Raw genomic sequence first — 19,100 nt, forward strand, 5'->3', positions numbered from 1 at the left:
AGGAACCATGACATGCTGATCGATACTTCCCGCTTTCCCCTGGTCTACCTGCGCGAACCCGAAGCGCAGGCACCTGCAGACGCAGGCAACGGCAATGACGCATCGGCCGAGGCCCAGATCGAATCCCTGCTCGACCAGGGCCGGCACTTCGTGCTGCTCACCGACCACCTGCCCGGCGACCACCCCGAGGAAAGCCACGAAGAACGCAAGCAGCGCGCCCTGCTTTTCAAGCGCAACCGCGAACGCATGCGCCAGCTGTGCCGGGGCATGGTCGTCATCACGGGCGACCGCGCCGTGCCAATGGCCCTGCGCCTGGCCGTGCAAGGCATGGGCAAGGCGCTGGGCATGCGGGTTGCGTTCGTGCAGGGGGAGGATGAGGCGCAGGTCTGCTCGTGGGAGCTGCTGGCCAGCGCCTGAGCAGGCGCCGGTCCCCTCGGCGCGCACCTGGCCCGGTGCACGCTGCACGCTGCGGCGCTAAGCCGCCGAATTCCGCAAGGCCTGCGCCACGCGCGCCTCATCGGCTGCCTTCGCGGCCTCGCGCAGCCGCCGTTGGGCCAGATTGCGGTATGTGCTGCCTGCCGAGATCGCCTTGCTTCTGGAGCAGTCGCCCGTGAACAGGGCGCTATGGCGAATCATCTTCAAGGCCTCGGCCACCACGTCCAGCCGCTGGCAGCCCTCCGGCGTCTCCAGCCACTTCAAGGCCATCTGCGCTGTGGCCGAGATCTCGGCGCAGCCCTCATCCACCAGCTTGTGGATCTCGGAGATATCGCGCGTCAGCCGCTCGATCCTGGCGGCCGAGGTCTTGGCCTGTTCCTTGGTCTGCTTCATGGCTGCGCCCTCCGTGCGAAGTGGCGCAAAGAGTGCCCCAGTTGAAGGGGTGACAAGGTATGGAAAAGACCGGCCGAAGTGACTGCGGTCATGAAAAAGCCTGCGATACCAGTGAACTGGGCGCAGACCAAGGGGTGAGAAACGGTGATCATCGTTCCGTGCTCCGGTAAGGGACAGAACTCGCTTTCGGGGAGGCTCAACCGCTGTGTATTGGTGTTCTTACGCACCGGCCCCGGAACAGGGGGCCGACCGGATGATAGGCAAGTTTCCACAGCCGGCACAAGCGCAGCTTCGGCAGCGATGCGCTGGCAGGGATGTGGGCACAAACAGACACATCTCCCTACAAGCTCCATACGGGGGAGTCGCATCGATAAAATTATTGGGAATCATTCTCATCCCGCATTCTCATCCCGTTTTCTCCATGCACTCCCCCCTCCACACGCTGACCCCGATCGCCGGGGCCCTGGCCCTTCTTTTGTCTGCTGGCGCCACATGGGCCCAACCTGCCCCTTCCACGGCAACGGCCGCGCCCGAGCTGGGCACCGTCACCGTGGAGGCCAGCGCCGATGCGTCGGCTGAAGGCCTGTCCAGGCCCTACGCGGGCGGCCAGGTGGCGCGCGGCGGGCGGGCCGGGATTCTGGGCACGCGCGACAACATGGAGACGCCGTTCTCCATCACCAGCTACACCAACGAGCTGATCCAGGACCGCCAGGCCAAGAGCGTGGGCGATGTGCTGCAGAACGATCCTTCCGTGCGCGTGGCGCGCGGCTTCGGCAATTTCCAGGAGTCCTACTTCGTGCGCGGCTTCGTGCTGGGCTCGGACGACGTGGCCTACAACGGCCTGTATGCGTTGCTGCCGCGCCAGTACATCGCCACCGAGCTGTTCGAGCGCGTGGAGCTGCTGCGCGGCGCATCGGCCTTTCTGATGGGCGCCAGCCCCAATGGCGGCGGCCTGGGCGGCAACATCAACCTGCTGCCCAAGCGCGCGGGCACTGATCCGCTGTCGCGCGTGACGGCAGGCATTGCCAGCGGCGGCCAGGCCTTCGTGGCGGCCGACGTGAGCCGGCGCTTCGGCCCCGACCAGGCCACGGGCATCCGCCTGAACGCCGCGCACCGTGGCGGCGATACCGCCATCGACCAGGAAAGCTCCAAGCTCGATCTGCTGTCCGTGGGCATGGACTGGCGCAGCCGCAATGTGCGCCTGTCGGGCGACATCGGCTGGCAGGACAACCGCCTCAAGCGCACGCGCACCAATGTCACGCCGGGCGCAGGGCTGGCCGCCATTGCTGCTGCGCCCGATGCTTCCTCCAACTGGGCCCAGCCCTGGACCTATTCCGACGAGCGCGACCTGTTCGGCACGCTGCGCGGCGAATGGGACATCAACAGCAACGTGACGGCCTGGGCCGCCTACGGCCTGCGCCGCAGCTCCGAGAACAACTCGCTGGCCAACATCACGCTGGCGGCGGCCGGCAATGGCGCGGCCACCACCAGCCGCTTCGACAACGCGCGCAAGGACCGCGTGAGCACGGGCGAGCTGGGCGTGCGCGCACGCCTGAACACGGGCAGCGTGGGCCATGAGATCGTGGCCAGCTACTCGGCCTTCGACCTCAAGGTCTACAACGCCTATGGCATGAGCACGTCTGCAGTCTCGGGCAATGTGCTGAACACCAACCTCTACAACCCCAGCTACTACGCGATCACACCGCTCAACTACCTGGGCAACGACCTGTCCAACCCTGCCTACAACCGGGGCACGCGCCTGAACAGCTTTGCGCTGGGCGACACGCTGTCGCTGATGGACGACCGCATGCTGGTGACGGCCGGCGTGCGACGCCAGACGATAGAGACCGACTCGGTGAGCTATCGCATCGTCAGCAACGGCGCGGTCACCAGCCAGGGCGGCGTGCGCACGGCCTATGACCAGAGCCGCACCAGCCCGGTGCTGGGCGCGGTGTTCAAGCTCACGCCCCAGGTATCGCTGTACGGCAACTACATCGAGGGACTGGCCCAGGGCGACACGGCGCCGGCCAAGTCGGGCGACACCATCATCGCCAACGCAGGCCAGCAGATGTCGCCCTACGTGACCAAGCAAAAGGAAGTGGGCGTCAAGTACGACGGCGGCAAGCTGGGCGGCGGCCTGGCCTTCTTCTCCACCGACAAGCCGCGCTCGCTGATCGACGGCAACCTCTTCACCTCGGCCGGCAAGGACCGTCACCAGGGCGTGGAATTCAACGTCTTCGGAGAACCCATGCGCGGCCTGCGCCTGCTGGGCGGCGCCACCTGGCTGGACGCCAGGCAGCAAAGCACGGGCCGCGCCACCACCGACGGCAAGCGCGTCATCGGCGTGCCGCGCTTCCAGGCCACGGCGGGCGTGGAGTGGGATGTGCCGGGCATCAACGGCCTGGCGCTGGACGGCCGCCTGGTGCACACCGGTGCCAGCTACGCCAACGATGTCAACAGCCTGCGCGTGGCCGGCTGGAACCGCCTGGACCTGGGCGTGCGCTACATGACCGAAGTGCAGGGCAAGCTGCTCACGCTGCGCCTGCGCGTGGACAACGCGACGGACCGCAACTACTGGGCATCCGTGGGCGGCTACCCGGGTTCGGGCTACCTGACGGTGGGCGGTCCGCGCACGTTCTCGCTGAGTGCGAGTGTGGATTTCTGAGGCGCGAGGCACGTGCTTTCCGGGAAGGAACCTTTCGCCCGGGCATGGTAATGCACCTGCATTACCATGCATGGCAGCCTATCAGGAGATGCCATCATGTTTTCGACACTTGAAGCCGAATCCACGCTCACTGACCGCTACCAGACCACCATTCCCGAAGCCGTTCGCCGCGCATTGCACCTGAGCAAGCGCGACAGGATCCACTACACCATCCTGCCCGGCGGTGAGGTCGTTCTCAGTCGCGCCGACTCCACCGAGGATGCCGATCCCGTGCTGGGCCAGTTTCTCGGCTTTCTGGCCCAGGACATGGCAGCCCACCCCGAGCGCCTGCAGACCATGGATGCCCGTCTGGCGCAGCAGATCCAGGCGCTGACCGAAGGCATCGAGGTCGATCTGGATGCACCGCTTCTGGCAGACGACGAATGAGCGCCGTACCGCCCGCCCCCTTGCGCATTCACGGCTGGACGGTATTCATGCACCCGCTTTTCCTGGCCCAGCTGCAGGCGTTGAGCCAGGAAGTGGAGGGTCTGAAAACCAAGGACCCTGGCGGGTACACACGCAAGAACGCGACCAAGCGATTGGCGGCGATCCGCAAGCTGGCATTCGATGTCATCCCGCAGGATCCGACGCGGCCAGACTACCGCCAGGGCCATACCCTGGGCGAGGAGCACAAGCACTGGTTTCGGGCCAGGTTCTTCCAGCAGTACCGCCTGTTCTTTCGCTTTCACGCCCCCAGCAAAATCATCGTGTTCGCCTGGGTCAACGATGAGGACACCAGGCGAGCCTATGAGGGCAGCGACGATGCCTACAGGGTGTTCCGAAAAATGCTCGCCAACGGGCACCCTCCTGGCGATTGGGACAGTTTGCTGGCACAGGCGAAGTCCCCGCCACCCGACTCACAGCCGCACGCCTGAGCCGCAGCCCGCCCTCAGGTCTCGCGCGGCTTGGTGTCCGGCTCCGCGTCATCGTGCGGCGGCGGCGCACTGACCACGTGCGGCAGCATCACGAGGATGACGATGGCCAGCAGCGTGGCCAGCAGCGCGATGGCCTCGCGCCCCAGGCCGCAGGCCACGCCGATGGCGGCCGTCATCCAGATGCCGGCGGCCGTGGTCAGGCCCTGTACCTGTTCCTCTGAGTGGCGCTTGATGATGGCGCCCGCGCCCAGGAAGCCCACGCCGGCCACCACGCCCTGGATCACGCGGCTCATGTCGGCAATGTCCATGCCGCCGCGCTCGGGCACCAGAACGAACAGCGCCGCGCCCATGGCCACCAGCATGTGGGTGCGCAGGCCTGCGGCCTTGCCCTTGTGCTCGCGCTCGTAGCCGACGATGCCGCCCAGCAGCGCCGCCAGCAGCAGGCGCACCATGACGCGCGTGACCTCGGCCGCATCGGGCAGGCTGGAAAATTCCTCGACCAGGGTGTTGGCCACTTCCTCCCACATGGCGCGTTCCTTTCCTTGGGTTTGCGTCCGGACTCAGGAAGGGAGCATGGCGTGGCGTGCAGCACACCCAGGCCATCGCCATTCGCCATTGGCTGTCAGCCAAGCGCGCCCGCTTCAGGCGCCTGCGGGCTTGTCCTGGTCCTTCGGGGGAGAGGCCTGCTCGGGCACCGGTGCGGGTGCCGACGCAGGAGCAGGTGCAGGTGCAGGTGCAGGTGCAGGTGCGACCACCATGCTCAGCATGTGCTGGGCCAGCGTCTCGTACAGCGGCCGGGCCAGCATGCGCGAGACCAGGCTGGCCAGCATGGCAGCGGCCATGAGGCTGAGCACCATGGAGTGGCCGTCCACCATCTCCATGACGATGATGAAGGCCGTCAGCGGCGCCTGCGTCACGGCGGCCAGGAAGGCGGCCATGCCCATGGCGATGAGGGCGGGCGCGATGTCTGCGCCCATGAGGCCGGCCACGTTGTGGCCCACGCCCGCGCCAATCGACAGCGAGGGCGCGAAGATGCCGCCCGGCACGCCCACCCAGGCCGACAGCCAGGTGGCGATGAACTTCAGGGTGACGTAGAACGAAGGCACGTCGGCCTGGCCCGCCAGCATGTGCTTGACGGCCTCCGATCCCGCGCCGAAGGTGGCGCCCCCCGTGACCATGCCGATGACGGCGATCACCAGCGCGATCGCCGCCGCGAAGCGGATGGGAAAGCGCGCACGCAGCTGGTTGAGCCGCTCGGGCGTGCGGGTCAGCGAAGCGGCCAGCAGCTTGGCGAAGAGGCCGCCCAGCACGCCGCAGGCCAGGGTCACGCATAGGCCGGGCAGCAGCGCGTCCCAGGTCAGGTGGGGCACCTGGATGCGCCCGAAATAACTGAGGTTGCCGAAGGCCGACACGCCCATCAGGCCGGCCAGCACGATGGCCGCGATGATCAGGCCGCTGGAGCGCGACTCCAGCTTGCGCGACAGCTCCTCGATGGCGAAGACCACGCCGGCCAGCGGCGCGTTGAAGGCCGCCGCAATGCCGGCCGCGCCGCCGGCCACCAGCAGCGCATGGTGGCTGATGCCCGAATGCGGGCCGAACCAGCGCCGCGCATGGTGCATGACACCGGCGGCCACCTGCACCGACGGCCCCTCGCGCCCGATGGACAGCCCCGCCGCAAAGCCTGCGCTGGCCAGCGCCATCTTGGCGAAGGACAGCCACAGCGACACGAAGCGCCCGCGCTGCGTGGAGTCCAGCGCCGGGTCCAGCGTGGCGATCACCTGCGGAATGCCCGATCCCGCCGCACCCGGCGCCCAGCGCCGCGTGAGCCACACGGCGCCCGCCGTGACGGCAGGCATCCACAGCAGAACGGCCCAGCCGCCCTGCCAGTGGTAGATGCTCTCGAAGAATTCGAAGCCCGCGTCCGCCATCAGCGTGAAGGCCACCACGCACAGCCCGGCGGCGGCGGCATAGGCCAGCACGATGGTGCGGTCCAGCCAGCGCCTGCCGTCCCGGAATTCCTGGTTCAGGTTGTGGAGGAAGTCGGGTTCTTGCTGCATCGCGTGAAGAGGCTGGGCGAAAGCTCTTCATTGTGCACAAGCCCGGCCACAGGGGCTGTCGCCATCGGCAATGCCTACTTCGCCGCTGAGTTGATGGACGACCGTGGCGGGGTCGGCGTGGTGTCCATGCGCTGCCCCTCACCATTGCCCTCCACCTCTGTGCTCCCCACCTGGAAGGAAGCACGCAATGACCGTCAACGCCTATGGAGCTCATGCAGGTGAGTCCAGGCGCGCGGCGGCGCAGGCGGGCAACGCGATCCCCGCATTAGCGTGAACAGGCCTAGGGCGCCGCCGTCCAGGGATTGATGGTCTGCAGCCCACCGGCCTCGAACGGACTGGTGTCGCGCGTTGCCACCATCAGCCCATGCGCCATGGCGGTGGCCGCGATATAGCCATCGGCCTTGGCGATGGCCTTGCCCTGCGTTTTCGCGCTCGCCATCAGGTCGGCATAGGCCTTTGCCGCGTCCAGGTCAAAGGCCAGGACACGGCCGGCGAAGGCCGGCAAAACCTCATGCTCCAGTCGCTCCTGGTAGATCGTGCGACGCCTTCCCTCAGGCATCGCTGCAATGCCGTAGCGCAGTTCTGCCACGGTGACGGCAGACAGATGCAGCGTTTCAATGGCCTGGGCGTCCATCCAGGCAAGCACTCTGGAGTCGGGCTCAAGCCTCCAGAGTTCCGAGATGACGTTGGTATCGACAACGATCATTCAAAGTCCATGGGCTCGGCCGGCGCCCTGTCGCGCAGCCTGTTGAAGCCCTCGGCTTCAGAGTCGGTCAGTCCTCCTGCCTCGCGGGCAATCGACGCCAGCATGGAGCCCAGCCTGACACGCTCTGCCGGCCGGACGGCAGCTTCCAGAATGTCGCGGATTTCCGCCTCCGTACTGCGGCCATGGTGGGCAGCGCGTACCCGCAAGGCCCGGTGCACGGCATCGGGCAGGTTTCTCACAGTCACATTGGCCATTGCGCAGCCTTTCATGGAGTTCACCGGCAATGATATCAATTCAACGATTTCGATATCAAAGCCCTCATTCGCAGGCCAGTGTCGAGACTCGGCAAAGCCGGGCAGGGGCCGCCTCACGCCAAGCACGCACAGGAAATAGCCGCGCTGCAGCGCTACCGGCAGGTCAAAAGGCATCACGACGGTGCCAGCCCGCAGTTCCTCGCGCCAAGACCATGGCTGCGTACTTCGAGAGCCATCCGTCCTTCAGGCATTCCACCGACCGGGCATGAGCCCACTGGCCTCTCCGTGCCGTAGGCCACTCCACGTCCGTGGCGATGGTGGCGGGAGGTTCAGTCCACCACGAAGAGCCTGGCGCCCTTGGGCGAGCGCGAGCGGTGCGGCTCGGCGTTGTCCGCCACCTGGTAGCTCATGCCGGGCGTCAGCGTGAAGCGGCGGCCGTCCGCCAGTTCGGTCTCCAGTTCCCCTTCCAGGCACAGCAGCACATGGCCCTTGGTGCACCAGTGGTCGGAGACATAGCCGGGCGTGTACTCCACCGTGCGCACGCGGATGTTGCCGAAGTTCTGCGTGCGCCAGAACGCCTGGCCGGCCTCGGCCGAATGCTCGGTGGGCGCCACGGCGGCCCAGTCGGTGGTGTTGAAGGGGATGTTGTCCATCTGCATGGCGGGATTCCTTGATGAAGGGGGTGTACAGCGTGGGGGCCGGCGTCGGCAGCAGCCTCGGCCTCAGCCCCCGCGCCGCAGCAGGTAGATATCCATGATCCAGCCATGCCGCTCGCGCGCTGCGGCGCGGGCGTGCGCAATGCGCGGGGCGGCCTCGGCCAGCGGGCCGCTGTCCAGCATCTGGCGGTCCATGCCCAGGTAGGCGCCCCACCAGATGTGCAGGCCGTGGGAGGGCAGCTCGGTGAAGCTGCACTGCCCGTCCAGCATGACCACGGCCGTGTCCACGCCGGGCGGCCAGCCCTGCTCGCGCAGCTGGCGGCCCGTGGTCACCACGAAGGGCTGGCCTATGCCGTTGAGCGCAATCGCATGCGCGGCGCACAGCACCTGCATGGAGCTGATGCCCGCCACCACGCGCACGCTGTGCGGCGCCGGCTGCATGCGCGCGGCAATGCGCAGGGTGCTGTCGTACAGCGCCGGATCCCCCCAGACCAGCAGGGCGACCTGCAAGGGCTGGCCGGGGCTGCGCGGCTGCAGCCCCTCGTCCAGGGACCGGGTGATGGCCGCCTGCCAGCAGCGCGTGATGGCCGCATGCCATTCATCGACCTGGGCCAGGTAGTCGTCGCCCACGCTGCGGCGCACGGGCATGTCGAAGCCTTCGATGCGCGGGCCGGGTGCAGTGAGCACGGCATCGCACAGGTCGCGGCGCAAGGCGGCGAGTTCGGCCTTGTCCTCGCCCTTGTGCGGCAGCAGGATCAGGTCGGCGGCCTGCATGGCGGCCTGGGCCTCGCGCGTGAGGTGGTCGGGGTTGCCCGTGCCTATGCCGATCAGGCTCAGCGCCACGGGCGGCAGGGCCGCGCTCATGGGGCGGGGTTCCCGAGGGGCACGTCGATCACGGTATCCCTCGCGGTATCCAGCGCGGCATTCGCATGCACATCGGTGGCGGGAAAGCGCGGCTCGGTGCCCAGCGGGCGGTAGCGGCGGTCGTAGTCGGCCGCGTAGAGGCGGCTTTCGCCGAAGTCCTCGGCCTGCAGGCTGCGGCCCACCAGGATCAGTGCCGTGCGCTCCATATGGGTGGCCACGGCCTCGGTCAGGCTGCCCACCGTGGTGCGCACCACGGTTTCGTCAGGCCAGCTGGCACGCCAGACGATGGCCACGGGGCAGTCGGCGCCGTAGTGCGGCAGCAGCTCGGACTGCACCTTGGCGGCCACATGGATGGACAGATGGATGGCCAGCACGGCGCCCGTGGCCGCGAAGGCGGCCAGGTTCTCGCCCTCGGGCATGGCCGTGGCGCGGCCCGAGGTGCGCGTCAGCACCACGGACTGGCACAGGCCGGGCAGGGTCAGCTCCGCGCCCAGCGTGGCGGCGGCGGCCGCGAACGAGGGCACGCCGGGCGTGACGGTGTAGGCAATGCCGGCCTCGCGCAGGCGGCGCAGCTGCTCGCCCATGGCCGACCACACGGACAGGTCGCCCGAGTGCAGGCGCGCCACGTCTTCGCCACGCGCCTCGGCGGCCTGGATCTCGGCCACGATGTCGTCCAGGCTCATGGAGGCGGTGTTGACGATGCGCGCGCCCGGCGGGCAGTGCGCCAGCAGCTCGCGCGGTATCAGCGAGCCTGCGTACAGGCAGACCGGGCAGGCCGCCATGAGGTCGCGCCCGCGCACGGTGATCAGGTCGGCGGCGCCGGGGCCGGCGCCGATGAAATGCACGGTCATGCCGTTGCTCCTTGGTTCTTGGCCTGGCTGGCGTGGGCCAGGCAACAGTTCAGAGGTCCGCCCTGGCCCACGGCCAGGGCCAGGGTGGCGCTGCCATCGTCCGCCACCAGGCGGGTCACGCTCAGGGCGGAGTGCGGGCCTGCTGCGGCCAGTGCCGCCGCCTCGGCCACGCTGCCGGTGCCGTAGCGCGCCAGCATGCGCGGCGATTGGGTGACCACCGGCTGGCCCGGCAATTGCGCGGACGGCACACGGACCAGGACGGCCGAGGGCACGACCGCCGACATCCAGGCCTCCAGCGCCGGATGGCCGGCCTTGGTGTCCAGCACGGCCACGGCGCAGACGGGCTGCGGCGCGCAGGCTTGCTGCAGCAGGTGCGCCTGGGCCCGCTGCCACAGCGCCTGCAGCGCATCGGGCAGTGCGTCGGTGTGCAGGCCCAGGCCCAGCACGCCGCAGCGGTGGGGGATGGCTTGGTCCGGGTTCACCGCTGCCAGCTCCACTGCACCAGCGGCCGCGCAGCCTTCCAGCTGCGCATGCGGCCCAGCGGCTCGGCGCTGGAGATCTCCAGCCGCAGCAGCTGGCCGCCGTGCTCGGCCTGCAGTTGCACCAGCAGGGCCTCGGTCTCCAGCGTCACGGCATTGACCACCAGGCGGCAGCCTGCGGGCATGAGGGCCTGCAGGCGCTCGAACAATTCGGCGTCAAAGCCCCCGCCCACGAACACGGCCTGGGGCCGGGCCAGCGCCTGCAGTTCGGCCAGCGCCTCGGGCGCCACGCCCTGCACCACGCGCAGGCGCGCCTGCAGTCCGAAGCGCCGGGCGTTGAGGCGGATGTTGTCCGCACGCGCCGCATGCTGCTCCAGGCTGATGGCCGAGCCACCGGCCAGGCACCACTCCACGGCCACCGAGCCCGAGCCGCCGCCCACATCCCACAGGCATTCGCCGTGGCGCGGCGCAAGAGCCGCCAGGGTCAGCGCGCGGGCCGGGGCCTTGGTGATCTGGCCGTCGTTGGCGTACCAGTGATTGGGCCGGCCCGGCACCAGCGGCAGGGCCGCGCCGCCCTGGGCGAGCACGGCCACGGCCACGGGCGCGCAGGCAGGGTCGGCGGCCAGGGCCTGGGCGGCTTCGGCGGCGCGCCATGCGCGGCGGCGCTCGCGCGGGCCGCCCACGGATTCCATGACCTCCAGGCGGCTGTCGCCCCAGCCTTCCTGCACCAGCCAGTCGGCCAGTGCGGCCACGGCGGCGCCATCGCGCAGCAGCACCAGCGACTGGCGGCCTGGCGACAGGTGCGGCAGCAACTGCTGGACATGGCCGGCATGCAGGCCCAGGCAGACCGTGTCTTCCAGCTTCCAGCCCAGGCGGGACGCCAGCAGCGAAAATGTCGAAGGTTGGGCGTGGCAGCGCCACTCCTGCGGCGCCAGATGCGCCGCCAGGCTGCCGCCCGCCCCGAACCAGAACGGATCGCCCGACGCCAGCACCACCGTGGGCCGGCCACGGCAGGCCAGCACGGGCGCCACGTCAAAGGGCACGGGCCAGGGGCGGCCCCGCTCGCCGGCCTGGGCCAGCGCCAGATGGCGCGGCCCGCCAAAAACGGTCTCGGCAGCGTCCAGCGCGCGCAGCGCGGCGGCCGGGAGACCGTCCAGGCCGTCTTCGTTCAGGCCCACCAATGTCAACCAGGGATCAGTCATGCCCCATGTTCTCCTGCTGGGCGGCACCAGCGGCGCCAGCCAGCTGGCCCAGGCCCTGCACCGCGCCGGCATTGCCGCCGTGTTCTCGTATGCGGGCGTCACGCAGTCGCCCGTGGCCCAGCCCCTGCCCACGCGCGTGGGAGGCTTTGGCGGCGCGCAGGGCCTGGCGCAATTCCTGCGCGGGCAGGCCATCAGCCATGTGGTCGATGCCACTCATCCGTTTGCCGCGCAGATGAGCCGCAATGCCTGCGAGGCCTGCGAGGCCACCGGCACGCCGCTGCTGGCGCTGGAGCGCGAGCCCTGGCAGGCCAGTGCCGGCGATGCCTGGATCGACGTGCCCGACATGCAAGCCGCCGCTGCCGCCCTGCCCCAGGCAGCCGCCCGGGTGTTTCTGGCCGTGGGCCGCAAGCAGCTTGCGGCCTTTGCGGGCCAGCCGCAGCACCACTATCTGCTGCGCCTGGTCGATGCGCCCGAGCCCGGCAGCCTGCCCCTGCCCCACACCACGGTGGTTCTGGGGCGCGGGCCTTTCAGCGCGGACGACGATGAAGCCTTGCTGCGCACGCACGGCATCGAATGGCTGGTGGCCAAGAACGCGGGCGGCGAGGCCACGCGCGGCAAGCTCGATGCCGCACGTGCCCTGGGCCTGCCCGTGGTGATGGTGCAGCGCCCGGCGCTGCCGCAGCGCCAGCGCACCGGGTCGGTGGCTGCGGTGCTGCACTGGATTGCTCATGGCGTGCTGCCGACGGCGCAGCCCGCACCGCCCGCGCCGCCATCCATGCCGTAGTGGCGTGGCGTGTAGACCCAGCGGCCCACGCGGCGCGTGGCGCTGTTGCCCACCAGGACCACGGTGCGCATGTCAGCCATCTCGGGCGTGGCCTCGGCCAGCGTGCATACGTGCAAGTGTTCCTCGGGCGTGGACACGGCGCGCGCGAACACCAGCAGGCGCTGCGGCTCGCAATGGGTGCGCAGCAGCTGCAGCAGGCGCACAAAGCCTTCGGGCCGGCTCTTGGAGCGCGGGTTGTAGAAGGCCATGGCGAAGTCGGCCTCGGCCGCCAGTTCCACGCGCCGCGCGATCACGGGCCAGGGCTTGAGGTTGTCCGAGAGATTGATGCAGCAAAAGTCATGGCCCAGCGGCGCACCAGCGCGCGCGGCGGCCGCCAGCATGGCGGTGATGCCGGGCAGCACCTGGATATCGAGCGCCTGCCAGGCGGCGGCCTGCACCGCATCGGCGCATTCAATGGCCTCGAACACGGCCGACGCCATGGCGAACACGCCCGGGTCGCCCGAGGACACCACGACCACCTGCCGCCCCTGCGCGGCCAGCGCCAGCGCCTGGCGCGCGCGCTCCAGCTCCACGCGGTTGTCCGAGGCATGCCAAGCCACGGCCTGGCCCTGACCCGCCTGCGCCAGCAGGGCCTGCGCGCGGGACACATAGGGCAGGTAGCCGACCACATCGTCGGCCGCGTGCAAGGCGGCTGCGGCTTCGGGCGTGATCTGGTCCAGTGCGCCCGGGCCCAGCCCCACCACCGTCAGGCGGCCGGCGCTCACCATGCGGCCTCCGGGCGGCGGCCCTGGCCGTGCACGAGCACGATGGCGAAATAGGGGCAGGCGTCGTCGGACACATCGCCCAGGCGCGCGACCTGCTCGCTGTCCGTGGTGCCGTTCTGCACCAGCCAGGCGGCCTCCAGCCGGCCCGTGCGCTGCAGGGCGCGGCGGATGCGCGGCAGGTTGCGGCCGACCTTCATGACCACCAGGGCCTCGGCGGACTGCATGCGGCGCACCAGCTCGTCTTCGGACAGGGTGCCGGTCATCACGCTGAGCACATCGTCGCCCCAGGTGATGGGCTCGCCCGTGGCGTGCCAGCAGCCCACCATGCCGGGGATGCCGGGCACCACGTCCAGCGGCACCTGGCCGCGTTCGCGCAGTCGGGTGTAGAGATGCATGAAGGAGCCGTAGAGGAAGGGGTCGCCCTCGCACAGCACCACCACCTGCTCGGTCTGCGCCAGCGCTTCCAGGCGCAGGCACCAGTCGTCGTAGAAGCGCGCCAGCAGGTCCACATAGGCGGGGCTGTCCACGGGCAGCTCGGTGGTCACCGGGTATTCCATGGCGTGCTCGGCAGCGCCTTGGGCCAGCAGGCCGTCCACCAGCTGGCGGGCCTTGCCGGGCCTGCCCTTCTTGCGGAAGAACGCCACCTGGCGGGCGCCGCGCACCAGGCGGTCGGCCTTGACGCTCATGAGTTCGGGGTCGCCCGGGCCCAGGCCCACGCAGACAATGCCGGGCCCGCCCTGGCTGGGACGCGGCTGCCTACTCGACATGGCTGGCCAGTGCGTTGATGGCGGCCACGGTGATGGCCGAGCCGCCCAGGCGGCCGTGCACGGCCATGCAGGGCACGGGCAGGTCCTGCATCAGCGCCTGCTTGGATTCCATGGCGCCCACAAAGCCCACGGGGCAGCCGATGATGGCGGCCGGCCGGGGGCAGGCCGGGTCCTGCAGCATGTTGAGCAGGTGGAACAGGGCCGTGGGCGCATTGCCGATGGCCACCACGGCGCCGGCCAGGTGCGGGCGCCACAGCTCCAGCGCAGCGGCGCTGCGCGTATTGCCCATGTCACGGGCCAGCGCAGGCACGCGCTCGTCCTGCAGCGTGCAGATGATGGGGTTGGCGGCGGGCAGGCGCGAGCGCGTGATGCCCTCGCTGACCATGCGCACGTCGCACAGCACGGGCGCGCCGTTTTGCAGGGCCTGCGCGGCGGCCTCGGCCATGCCCGGCGAGAAGGCCACGTGCGGGGCCAGCTCCACCAAGCCAGCGGCGTGGATCATGCGCACCACCACGCGTTCCTCGACAGGCGTGAAGCGTTCCAGCGCCGCCTCGCGGCGGATGGTGGCAAAGGACTGCCGGTAGATCTCGGCGCCATCGGTTTCGTAGCGGTGCAGCATTATTCTTTTGAAAACAGCAATCCCGGATTGTCTCGCACCGAGGCCAGGGTCCGCTGCTCCTGCGCCCTATCCCCGGCACGGCCATGGCGCACTACGGAATAGACAGGGCCTTCGCCCTCGTCTTCACCTTCTGCCCGCAGCACCACCGTGGCCGGCGCCTGCCGCGCGCAGCCCTTGGCGCATCCGGTCACATGCAGGTGCGCGCCGTGGGGCACCTGCGGCGCCAGCTCCAGCGCCAGGGCCTGCGTGGGACCCAGGGCCTGGGTGCAGCCCGGCGCGCCGGTACAGGCGGATACGCGCAGGCGCGGGTCATGGACGTGGGTGATCCAGTCAGCGGCGTTGTCCAGCCCTGCAGCCGTCCACCAGCAAGGCAGGGCGGCACCAGCTTCCGCGTTTTCGTCTTCCACCAGCAGCATGCGCCAGGGTGTCACACGCAAAAAGGCCTGCTCAGGCAAGGCGCGCACCAGCCGCGCCAGCGCCACGGCCGGCAAGCGGCCCAGCGGCGCGCCCAGCAGCCAGCCCACGCCGGGCACGGCACCGGGCGCCGGTCCTTCGCCGTGGGCCGGGGTTTCTGTCTCCACCCAGTCCAGTCCGGGGGGCGGCTGCAGTTGCGCCGCCACCGCGGCCATGCGTCCGGGCCGCAAGCCCTGGGCGCGGCGAAGGGAGGCCTGGTCGGCAAACCAGCGCGCCAGCGCCAGGCCTGCGGCCACGGCCTGGTCCGCGTCGGCCACGGCCAGCGCGTGGTTGCGTCCATCGGGCTGCACCAGCCATCCGGTGGCTGTGCGCTGCAGGCGGATATCGGCGGACACGCCGGCCAGCCGGCCCGGCGCGCCCTCCACCGACCAGCCGAACTTGGCCGGCAGGCCGGCCAGATCCTCGGCCGCATCCAGTGCCTGCTGCAGGGCCTGGCCCAGCGCATGGACGGCCTCCTGCGGCCGGCACAGCGGGTCGATCACCAGGTTGCGGCGGCGTTCGCGGCCCGCGTCGGCATCGAGCAGGCCTGCGGCGGCCAGGGCGCGCAGCACGGCGGCGTGCCGCCCGGGCGCAATGCCGCGCAACTGCACATTGGCGCGGCTGGACAGCTCCAGCGCGCCGTTGCCATGCACCCAGGCCAGGCGCGCCAGCCGCCGCGCCTGGGCCACCGTCAGGCGGCCCAGCGGCGGGCGCACGCGCACCACCAGCCCGTCGCCGGAGGCCATGGGCTGCCAGGCGCCGGGGCACCAGCCTTGGATGTGGGGAGGGGTATGCATGGGATGGGGACCGACTGTAGCGCCGACGCAGCCTGTCCCGCAGGGGCAGCACCCGCAGGCGTTCAAGAAATGCGGGCTTTGTTGATCCAGCCTGCACGGGAAGCGCAGCGGTGACGCTAAACCGATGCCTCGTCTGAATTTGTCACTTCTCATGGAAATTTAACAATTTTCAAAGGGCTTTTATCAAATTAATCACTTATTCTTTGATAAAAACTGATACTTGCACCATCTACTTGGAAAGCGCCATGAATCTCCGCACCTGGACCGTCAAGACCAAGCTCTACGCCGCCTTCACCGCCCTGGCTCTGCTGGTCGCGCTGGTTTCCGTATCCGCTCTGCAGGCGCTGGACGATGCCAACCGCAACCTGACCCGGTTCGTCGATGGCGTGAACGCCCGTGCCCAACTGGCCGAACAGGTGCGCGCAGCCGTGGACAGCCGTGCCATCGCGGCGCGCAACCTGGTGCTGGTGAACACGCCAGCCGACCTGGAGCTGGAAAAAGCGGCCGTGTACGCCGCCCATGCCGAGGTCAAGACCCGGCTGGACCAGCTCAAGGCCCTGGTGGCCGCGCCCGGGGTGGGTGAGGAGGCACGCGCCCTGGTCGCCCGCATCGACCAGATAGAGCAGCGCTACGGCCCGGTGGCGCTGGACATCGTCGCGCTGGCGCTGCGCCAGCAACGGGACGAGGCCATTGCCAAGATGAACAGCGAGTGCCGGCCGCTGCTGGCCCAGCTGATCGCGGCCACCGACGAGTACAGCCGGCTCACGCGCCAGCACGCCCAGGACATGGTGGAGCAGGCCACGCAGTCCTATGTGCAGCAACGCAACATGCAGATCGGCATGAGCGCGGTCGCCTTCGTGCTGGCCCTGCTCATGGGCCGGCTGATCGCACGCGGCCTGACACGCGCGCTGGGCGCCGAGCCTGCCCAGCTCGGTGAAGTCGCCCGCCAGATAGCCGACGGCAACCTCGACCCCGGACTGCTGCGCAGCGAAGCGCCCGCCGGCAGCGTGCAGGCCTCGCTCAACGCCATGCACCAGAGCCTGGCCTGCGTGGTCAGCGACGTGCGCAACAACGCCGACAGCGTGGCAGTGGCCAGCGAGCAGATCGCCAAGGGCAATGCTGACCTGAGCCGCCGCACCGAGCAGCAGGCCAGCGCGCTGCAGCAGACGGCGGCCTCCATGGATGAGCTGTCCTCCACCGTGCAGCAGAACGCGGACAACGCGCGCCAGGTCAACCAGCTCGCGCTCGGCGCCAGCCAGGTGGCGGTCAAGGGCGGCACCGTGGTGCAGGAAGTCGTCGGCGCCATGCAGGACATCCATGCCAGCTCGCGCCAGATCGGCGACATCGTGGGCGTGATCGACTCCATCGCCTTCCAGACCAACATCCTCGCCCTCAATGCCGCCGTCGAGGCCGCACGCGCCGGCGAACAGGGCAAGGGCTTTGCCGTGGTGGCCGCCGAAGTGCGCACCCTGGCCCAGCGCAGCGCGCAGGCCGCCCGCGAGATCAAGCAGCTCATCACTGACAGCGCCACCCGCGTCAGCCAGGGCGCGGAGCTGGCCGACCAGGCCGGCGCCACCATGGCCGAGGTGCTGCAATCCATACAGCGCGTGACCGACCTCATGGGCGAGATCAGCAACGCCAGCGACGAGCAAAGCGCCGGCGTGGCCCAGGTCGGACAGGCCATGAGCCAGATGGACCAGGTCACGCAGCAAAACGCCTCGCTGGTGGAAGAAAGCGCGGCGGCGGCCTCCAGCCTCAAGTCCCAGGCCCAGCGCCTGGTGCAGGCCGTGGCCATCTTCCGCCTGGGCGACCAGGGTGGCGCGGCGCAACAGCCGCGTTTGCAGGCGCCGCTGCCGGCGTCCGTGCCCACGCGCACGGCCACGGCATCTGCGCTGGCGCCGGCCAGGCCGGCACCGGCACGACCCGCAGCTGGCGCGCGCCCTGCAAGCCCTGCACGCCTGGCTGCGGCCAAGCCGTCCGCCGAATCGCAGGACTGGACCAGCTTCTGAAACCGGCAAGCCGCACGCATGCGCCGCCACCGCTCCTGCACCGCGCCCCTGGACAAGGCTGCGCAGGTGCGCGAACTGGAAGAGTTCTTCCGCGGGCAAAACCCCATCGACCTCGCTGCGGCCGACTGGCACACGCGCATGGAGCAAGGCCTGACTGCCGAGGAAGAAGCCGAATTCACCGAATGGCTGGCGGCCAGCACGGCGCACGAGGCCGCCTTGCGCCACCTGGGCCAGAGCCTGGCGGCCGCGCGGTCCATTCCCCCCGAACAGGTGGCGCGCCTGCGCGCGGAGCAGGCACGCCGGCGCTCGCAGTCGGCGCCTCACGCACGCCCGGAACCGGCCACGCAGCGCCCGTCCTCCGAAGAGCGCCAAGGCTGGAGCTGGTCCCGCCTGCTGCCGCGACCTGCCCTGGCGGCCCTGTGCTGCACGGTGGCCCTGGCCCTGGCCCTGGCCCTGGCCGTGGGCGTGGGCGTGGGCTGGCACCAGTGGCAGCAGCAGCCCACCTTCACCAGCAGCCACCTGACCCCACGCGGCCAGGCCAGGACCATCACCTTGCCGGATGGCACCGCACTGTCCCTGGATGCCGATACCCAGGCGCAGGTAACTCTGTACCGTGACCGGCGCGAGGTGCGCATCACGCAAGGGCAGATCCTGTTCGCCGTGGCACCCGACAGCGCCAGGCCCTTTCATGTGCTGGCCGGCCCGGCGCGCGTCACCGTGGGCGGCACGCGGTTTTCCGTGCGCTATCGCGCCACGGGCATGGAGGCGGGCAGCGCCAAGGTGGCCGTGCAGGAGGGCCATGTGCGCGTGGCCGGTGCGCAAGGCGCGGCAACGCCTGCCGACCTGGTCGCTGGCCAGGCCCTGAGCGTGTCGCCTGCAGGCGTGCTCGGTCCGGTGTCGGCTGTGGCGCCCGGCAGCATTGCGCTGTGGCGCAAGGGACTGATCCGCTTCGAGAACACGCCCCTGGCCGACGCCCTGGTGGAACTGGAGCGCTACGGGCCTACCGGCCTGGTGGTGCACGACCCGGCCGTGGCGGCTCTGCGCATTGGCGGCACCTACCAGGCCAGCCGCCCCGCCGAGTTCGCACGCATGCTGGCCCAGATCCTGCCCGTCACTCTGGTGGCCGGGCCCGATGGCCAGACCGAGATTGCCACTGCGCCCTGAGCACGTAGGCGGGACCGCCCCCCGCTTTCAAGACTGCCTGCCGCGCCGGGCGCAAGCCCTCCTCCACCCTGCCCCGCTCGCCCTGGCTGTCTGCAATGACGACTGCCCAGCGCCGATGCGCAGCATCTGCAAGGGTGTCAATGACAATCGGCGGCGTGCGAAGCCCATGGGCTGCAACGCAGCGACAGCGGCGCGTGGTCGGTCGGCCGTCGTGTGCGAGATTGCCGCAAGCGATTTCCTGGACCGATGGAACGCGGCACATGCACT

At 69.8% G+C, this 19,100-nt stretch carries 21 protein-coding genes; 7 read left to right on the forward strand and 14 right to left on the reverse strand.

The features are described 5' to 3' along the window. The first annotated feature begins 12 nt into the window (after positions 1-12). On the forward strand, positions 13-417 hold the full coding sequence (locus tag ACF8ME_RS04145) for a hypothetical protein (protein ID WP_392415371.1): 405 nt from the start codon (positions 13-15) through the stop codon (positions 415-417). A 57-nt stretch (positions 418-474) separates the two neighbouring features. On the opposite strand, the gene ACF8ME_RS04150 is transcribed toward ACF8ME_RS04145, so the two are convergent. Continuing rightward, on the reverse strand, positions 475-828 hold the full coding sequence (locus tag ACF8ME_RS04150) for a hypothetical protein (protein ID WP_392415373.1): 354 nt from the start codon (positions 826-828) through the stop codon (positions 475-477). 421 nt (positions 829-1,249) lie between these two features. On the opposite strand from ACF8ME_RS04150, the gene ACF8ME_RS04155 reads away from it, so the two are divergent. The 3 genes from ACF8ME_RS04155 (at position 1,250) to ACF8ME_RS04165 (ending at position 4,407) form a co-directional block, all read left to right on the forward strand. Further along, positions 1,250-3,493, forward strand: a complete 2,244-nt coding sequence (locus tag ACF8ME_RS04155; RefSeq protein WP_392415375.1) for a TonB-dependent receptor — start codon at positions 1,250-1,252, stop codon at positions 3,491-3,493. 96 nt (positions 3,494-3,589) lie between these two features. After that, positions 3,590-3,919 (forward strand): type II toxin-antitoxin system PrlF family antitoxin, encoded by a 330-nt coding sequence (locus tag ACF8ME_RS04160; protein WP_160854329.1) that lies wholly within the window; start codon positions 3,590-3,592, stop codon positions 3,917-3,919. Beyond that, on the forward strand, positions 3,916-4,407 hold the full coding sequence (locus tag ACF8ME_RS04165; protein WP_047219182.1) for a type II toxin-antitoxin system YhaV family toxin: 492 nt from the start codon (positions 3,916-3,918) through the stop codon (positions 4,405-4,407). The genes ACF8ME_RS04160 and ACF8ME_RS04165 overlap by 4 nt, the downstream gene beginning before the upstream one ends. 14 nt (positions 4,408-4,421) lie before the next feature. On the opposite strand, the gene ACF8ME_RS04170 is transcribed toward ACF8ME_RS04165, so the two are convergent. From ACF8ME_RS04170 to cbiE, 9 genes are all read right to left on the reverse strand, one after another. Then, on the reverse strand, positions 4,422-4,934 hold the full coding sequence (locus tag ACF8ME_RS04170) for an MgtC/SapB family protein (RefSeq protein WP_016448386.1): 513 nt from the start codon (positions 4,932-4,934) through the stop codon (positions 4,422-4,424). Positions 4,935-5,048: 114 nt separating this feature from the next. Further along, a complete protein-coding gene (locus ACF8ME_RS04175) occupies positions 5,049-6,464 on the reverse strand; it encodes a chloride channel protein (protein ID WP_392415376.1) in 1,416 nt (471 codons plus the stop codon). Positions 6,465-6,744: 280 nt separating this feature from the next. Then, positions 6,745-7,170, reverse strand: a complete 426-nt coding sequence (locus tag ACF8ME_RS04180; RefSeq protein ID WP_047219180.1) for a type II toxin-antitoxin system VapC family toxin — start codon at positions 7,168-7,170, stop codon at positions 6,745-6,747. After that, on the reverse strand, positions 7,167-7,424 hold the full coding sequence (locus ACF8ME_RS04185; RefSeq protein ID WP_180318715.1) for a plasmid stability protein stbC: 258 nt from the start codon (positions 7,422-7,424) through the stop codon (positions 7,167-7,169). The genes ACF8ME_RS04180 and ACF8ME_RS04185 overlap by 4 nt, the downstream gene beginning before the upstream one ends. A gap of 329 nt (positions 7,425-7,753) precedes the next feature. Then, a complete protein-coding gene (locus ACF8ME_RS04190) occupies positions 7,754-8,083 on the reverse strand; it encodes a DHCW motif cupin fold protein (RefSeq protein WP_013800515.1) in 330 nt (109 codons plus the stop codon). A gap of 63 nt (positions 8,084-8,146) precedes the next feature. After that, complete coding sequence (gene cobF / locus ACF8ME_RS04195) at positions 8,147-8,944, reverse strand: precorrin-6A synthase (deacetylating) (RefSeq protein WP_392415378.1); 798 nt, start codon at positions 8,942-8,944, stop codon at positions 8,147-8,149. After that, complete coding sequence (gene cobM, locus ACF8ME_RS04200) at positions 8,941-9,795, reverse strand: precorrin-4 C(11)-methyltransferase (RefSeq protein ID WP_047327878.1); 855 nt, start codon at positions 9,793-9,795, stop codon at positions 8,941-8,943. The genes cobF and cobM overlap by 4 nt, the downstream gene beginning before the upstream one ends. Next, complete coding sequence (locus ACF8ME_RS04205) at positions 9,792-10,277, reverse strand: cobalamin biosynthesis protein (protein ID WP_026062693.1); 486 nt, start codon at positions 10,275-10,277, stop codon at positions 9,792-9,794. Before ACF8ME_RS04205 ends, cobM begins: the two co-directional genes overlap by 4 nt. After that, positions 10,274-11,476 carry a precorrin-6y C5,15-methyltransferase (decarboxylating) subunit CbiE gene (gene cbiE, locus ACF8ME_RS04210; RefSeq protein WP_392415380.1) on the reverse strand — a complete coding sequence of 401 codons (1,203 nt, stop codon included), beginning with the start codon at positions 11,474-11,476 and terminating at the stop codon, positions 10,274-10,276. Before cbiE ends, ACF8ME_RS04205 begins: the two co-directional genes overlap by 4 nt. Between cbiE and ACF8ME_RS04215 the strand changes: the two genes are divergently transcribed. Then, complete coding sequence (locus ACF8ME_RS04215; RefSeq protein WP_392415381.1) at positions 11,475-12,260, forward strand: cobalt-precorrin-6A reductase; 786 nt, start codon at positions 11,475-11,477, stop codon at positions 12,258-12,260. The genes cbiE and ACF8ME_RS04215 overlap by 2 nt on opposite strands. Here the strand turns inward: ACF8ME_RS04215 and cobJ are convergent. The 4 genes from cobJ to cobG are packed head-to-tail and all read right to left on the reverse strand — an operon-like array spanning position 12,203 to position 15,660. Further along, positions 12,203-13,027 carry a precorrin-3B C(17)-methyltransferase gene (gene cobJ / locus ACF8ME_RS04220; RefSeq protein WP_392415382.1) on the reverse strand — a complete coding sequence of 275 codons (825 nt, stop codon included), beginning with the start codon at positions 13,025-13,027 and terminating at the stop codon, positions 12,203-12,205. The two genes, ACF8ME_RS04215 and cobJ, sit on opposite strands and share 58 nt — an antisense overlap. Continuing rightward, positions 13,021-13,791 (reverse strand): precorrin-2 C(20)-methyltransferase, encoded by a 771-nt coding sequence (gene cobI, locus ACF8ME_RS04225; RefSeq protein WP_046983797.1) that lies wholly within the window; start codon positions 13,789-13,791, stop codon positions 13,021-13,023. Before cobI ends, cobJ begins: the two co-directional genes overlap by 7 nt. Further along, a complete protein-coding gene (locus ACF8ME_RS04230; protein ID WP_013800507.1) occupies positions 13,781-14,410 on the reverse strand; it encodes a precorrin-8X methylmutase in 630 nt (209 codons plus the stop codon). Before ACF8ME_RS04230 ends, cobI begins: the two co-directional genes overlap by 11 nt. After that, complete coding sequence (gene cobG / locus ACF8ME_RS04235) at positions 14,410-15,660, reverse strand: precorrin-3B synthase (protein WP_046983796.1); 1,251 nt, start codon at positions 15,658-15,660, stop codon at positions 14,410-14,412. The genes ACF8ME_RS04230 and cobG overlap by 1 nt, the downstream gene beginning before the upstream one ends. Positions 15,661-15,905: 245 nt before the next feature. Here cobG and ACF8ME_RS04240 point away from each other — a divergent pair, with 245 nt between their 5' ends. Further along, complete coding sequence (locus ACF8ME_RS04240; protein ID WP_392415383.1) at positions 15,906-17,669, forward strand: methyl-accepting chemotaxis protein; 1,764 nt, start codon at positions 15,906-15,908, stop codon at positions 17,667-17,669. A gap of 18 nt (positions 17,670-17,687) precedes the next feature. Continuing rightward, positions 17,688-18,833, forward strand: a complete 1,146-nt coding sequence (locus ACF8ME_RS04245; protein WP_392415385.1) for a FecR family protein — start codon at positions 17,688-17,690, stop codon at positions 18,831-18,833. Positions 18,834-19,100 lie beyond the last annotated feature (267 nt).

Origin of the sequence: Delftia sp. WSY_7 (genome assembly GCF_043104845.1) — a bacterium.
GTDB classification, from domain to species: domain Bacteria; phylum Pseudomonadota; class Gammaproteobacteria; order Burkholderiales; family Burkholderiaceae_C; genus Comamonas; species Comamonas tsuruhatensis.

Coding starts and splice junctions, on each gene's coding strand:
- cobF (WP_392415378.1), bottom strand. CDS start 8,944: ATGAGCGCGGCCCTGCCGCCCGTGGCGCTGAGCCTGATCGGCATAGGC.
- ACF8ME_RS04240 (WP_392415383.1), top strand. CDS start 15,906: ATGAATCTCCGCACCTGGACCGTCAAGACCAAGCTCTACGCCGCCTTC.
- ACF8ME_RS04170 (WP_016448386.1), bottom strand. CDS start 4,934: ATGTGGGAGGAAGTGGCCAACACCCTGGTCGAGGAATTTTCCAGCCTG.
- cobJ (WP_392415382.1), bottom strand. CDS start 13,027: ATGGTGAGCGCCGGCCGCCTGACGGTGGTGGGGCTGGGCCCGGGCGCA.
- ACF8ME_RS04185 (WP_180318715.1), bottom strand. CDS start 7,424: ATGGCCAATGTGACTGTGAGAAACCTGCCCGATGCCGTGCACCGGGCC.
- ACF8ME_RS04180 (WP_047219180.1), bottom strand. CDS start 7,170: ATGATCGTTGTCGATACCAACGTCATCTCGGAACTCTGGAGGCTTGAG.
- ACF8ME_RS04155 (WP_392415375.1), top strand. CDS start 1,250: ATGCACTCCCCCCTCCACACGCTGACCCCGATCGCCGGGGCCCTGGCC.
- ACF8ME_RS04160 (WP_160854329.1), top strand. CDS start 3,590: ATGTTTTCGACACTTGAAGCCGAATCCACGCTCACTGACCGCTACCAG.
- cobI (WP_046983797.1), bottom strand. CDS start 13,791: ATGTCGAGTAGGCAGCCGCGTCCCAGCCAGGGCGGGCCCGGCATTGTC.
- ACF8ME_RS04175 (WP_392415376.1), bottom strand. CDS start 6,464: ATGCAGCAAGAACCCGACTTCCTCCACAACCTGAACCAGGAATTCCGG.
- cobM (WP_047327878.1), bottom strand. CDS start 9,795: ATGACCGTGCATTTCATCGGCGCCGGCCCCGGCGCCGCCGACCTGATC.
- ACF8ME_RS04150 (WP_392415373.1), bottom strand. CDS start 828: ATGAAGCAGACCAAGGAACAGGCCAAGACCTCGGCCGCCAGGATCGAG.
- ACF8ME_RS04245 (WP_392415385.1), top strand. CDS start 17,688: ATGCGCCGCCACCGCTCCTGCACCGCGCCCCTGGACAAGGCTGCGCAG.
- ACF8ME_RS04145 (WP_392415371.1), top strand. CDS start 13: ATGCTGATCGATACTTCCCGCTTTCCCCTGGTCTACCTGCGCGAACCC.
- cobG (WP_046983796.1), bottom strand. CDS start 15,660: ATGCATACCCCTCCCCACATCCAAGGCTGGTGCCCCGGCGCCTGGCAG.
- ACF8ME_RS04165 (WP_047219182.1), top strand. CDS start 3,916: ATGAGCGCCGTACCGCCCGCCCCCTTGCGCATTCACGGCTGGACGGTA.
- ACF8ME_RS04230 (WP_013800507.1), bottom strand. CDS start 14,410: ATGCTGCACCGCTACGAAACCGATGGCGCCGAGATCTACCGGCAGTCC.
- ACF8ME_RS04190 (WP_013800515.1), bottom strand. CDS start 8,083: ATGCAGATGGACAACATCCCCTTCAACACCACCGACTGGGCCGCCGTG.
- ACF8ME_RS04215 (WP_392415381.1), top strand. CDS start 11,475: ATGCCCCATGTTCTCCTGCTGGGCGGCACCAGCGGCGCCAGCCAGCTG.
- cbiE (WP_392415380.1), bottom strand. CDS start 11,476: ATGACTGATCCCTGGTTGACATTGGTGGGCCTGAACGAAGACGGCCTG.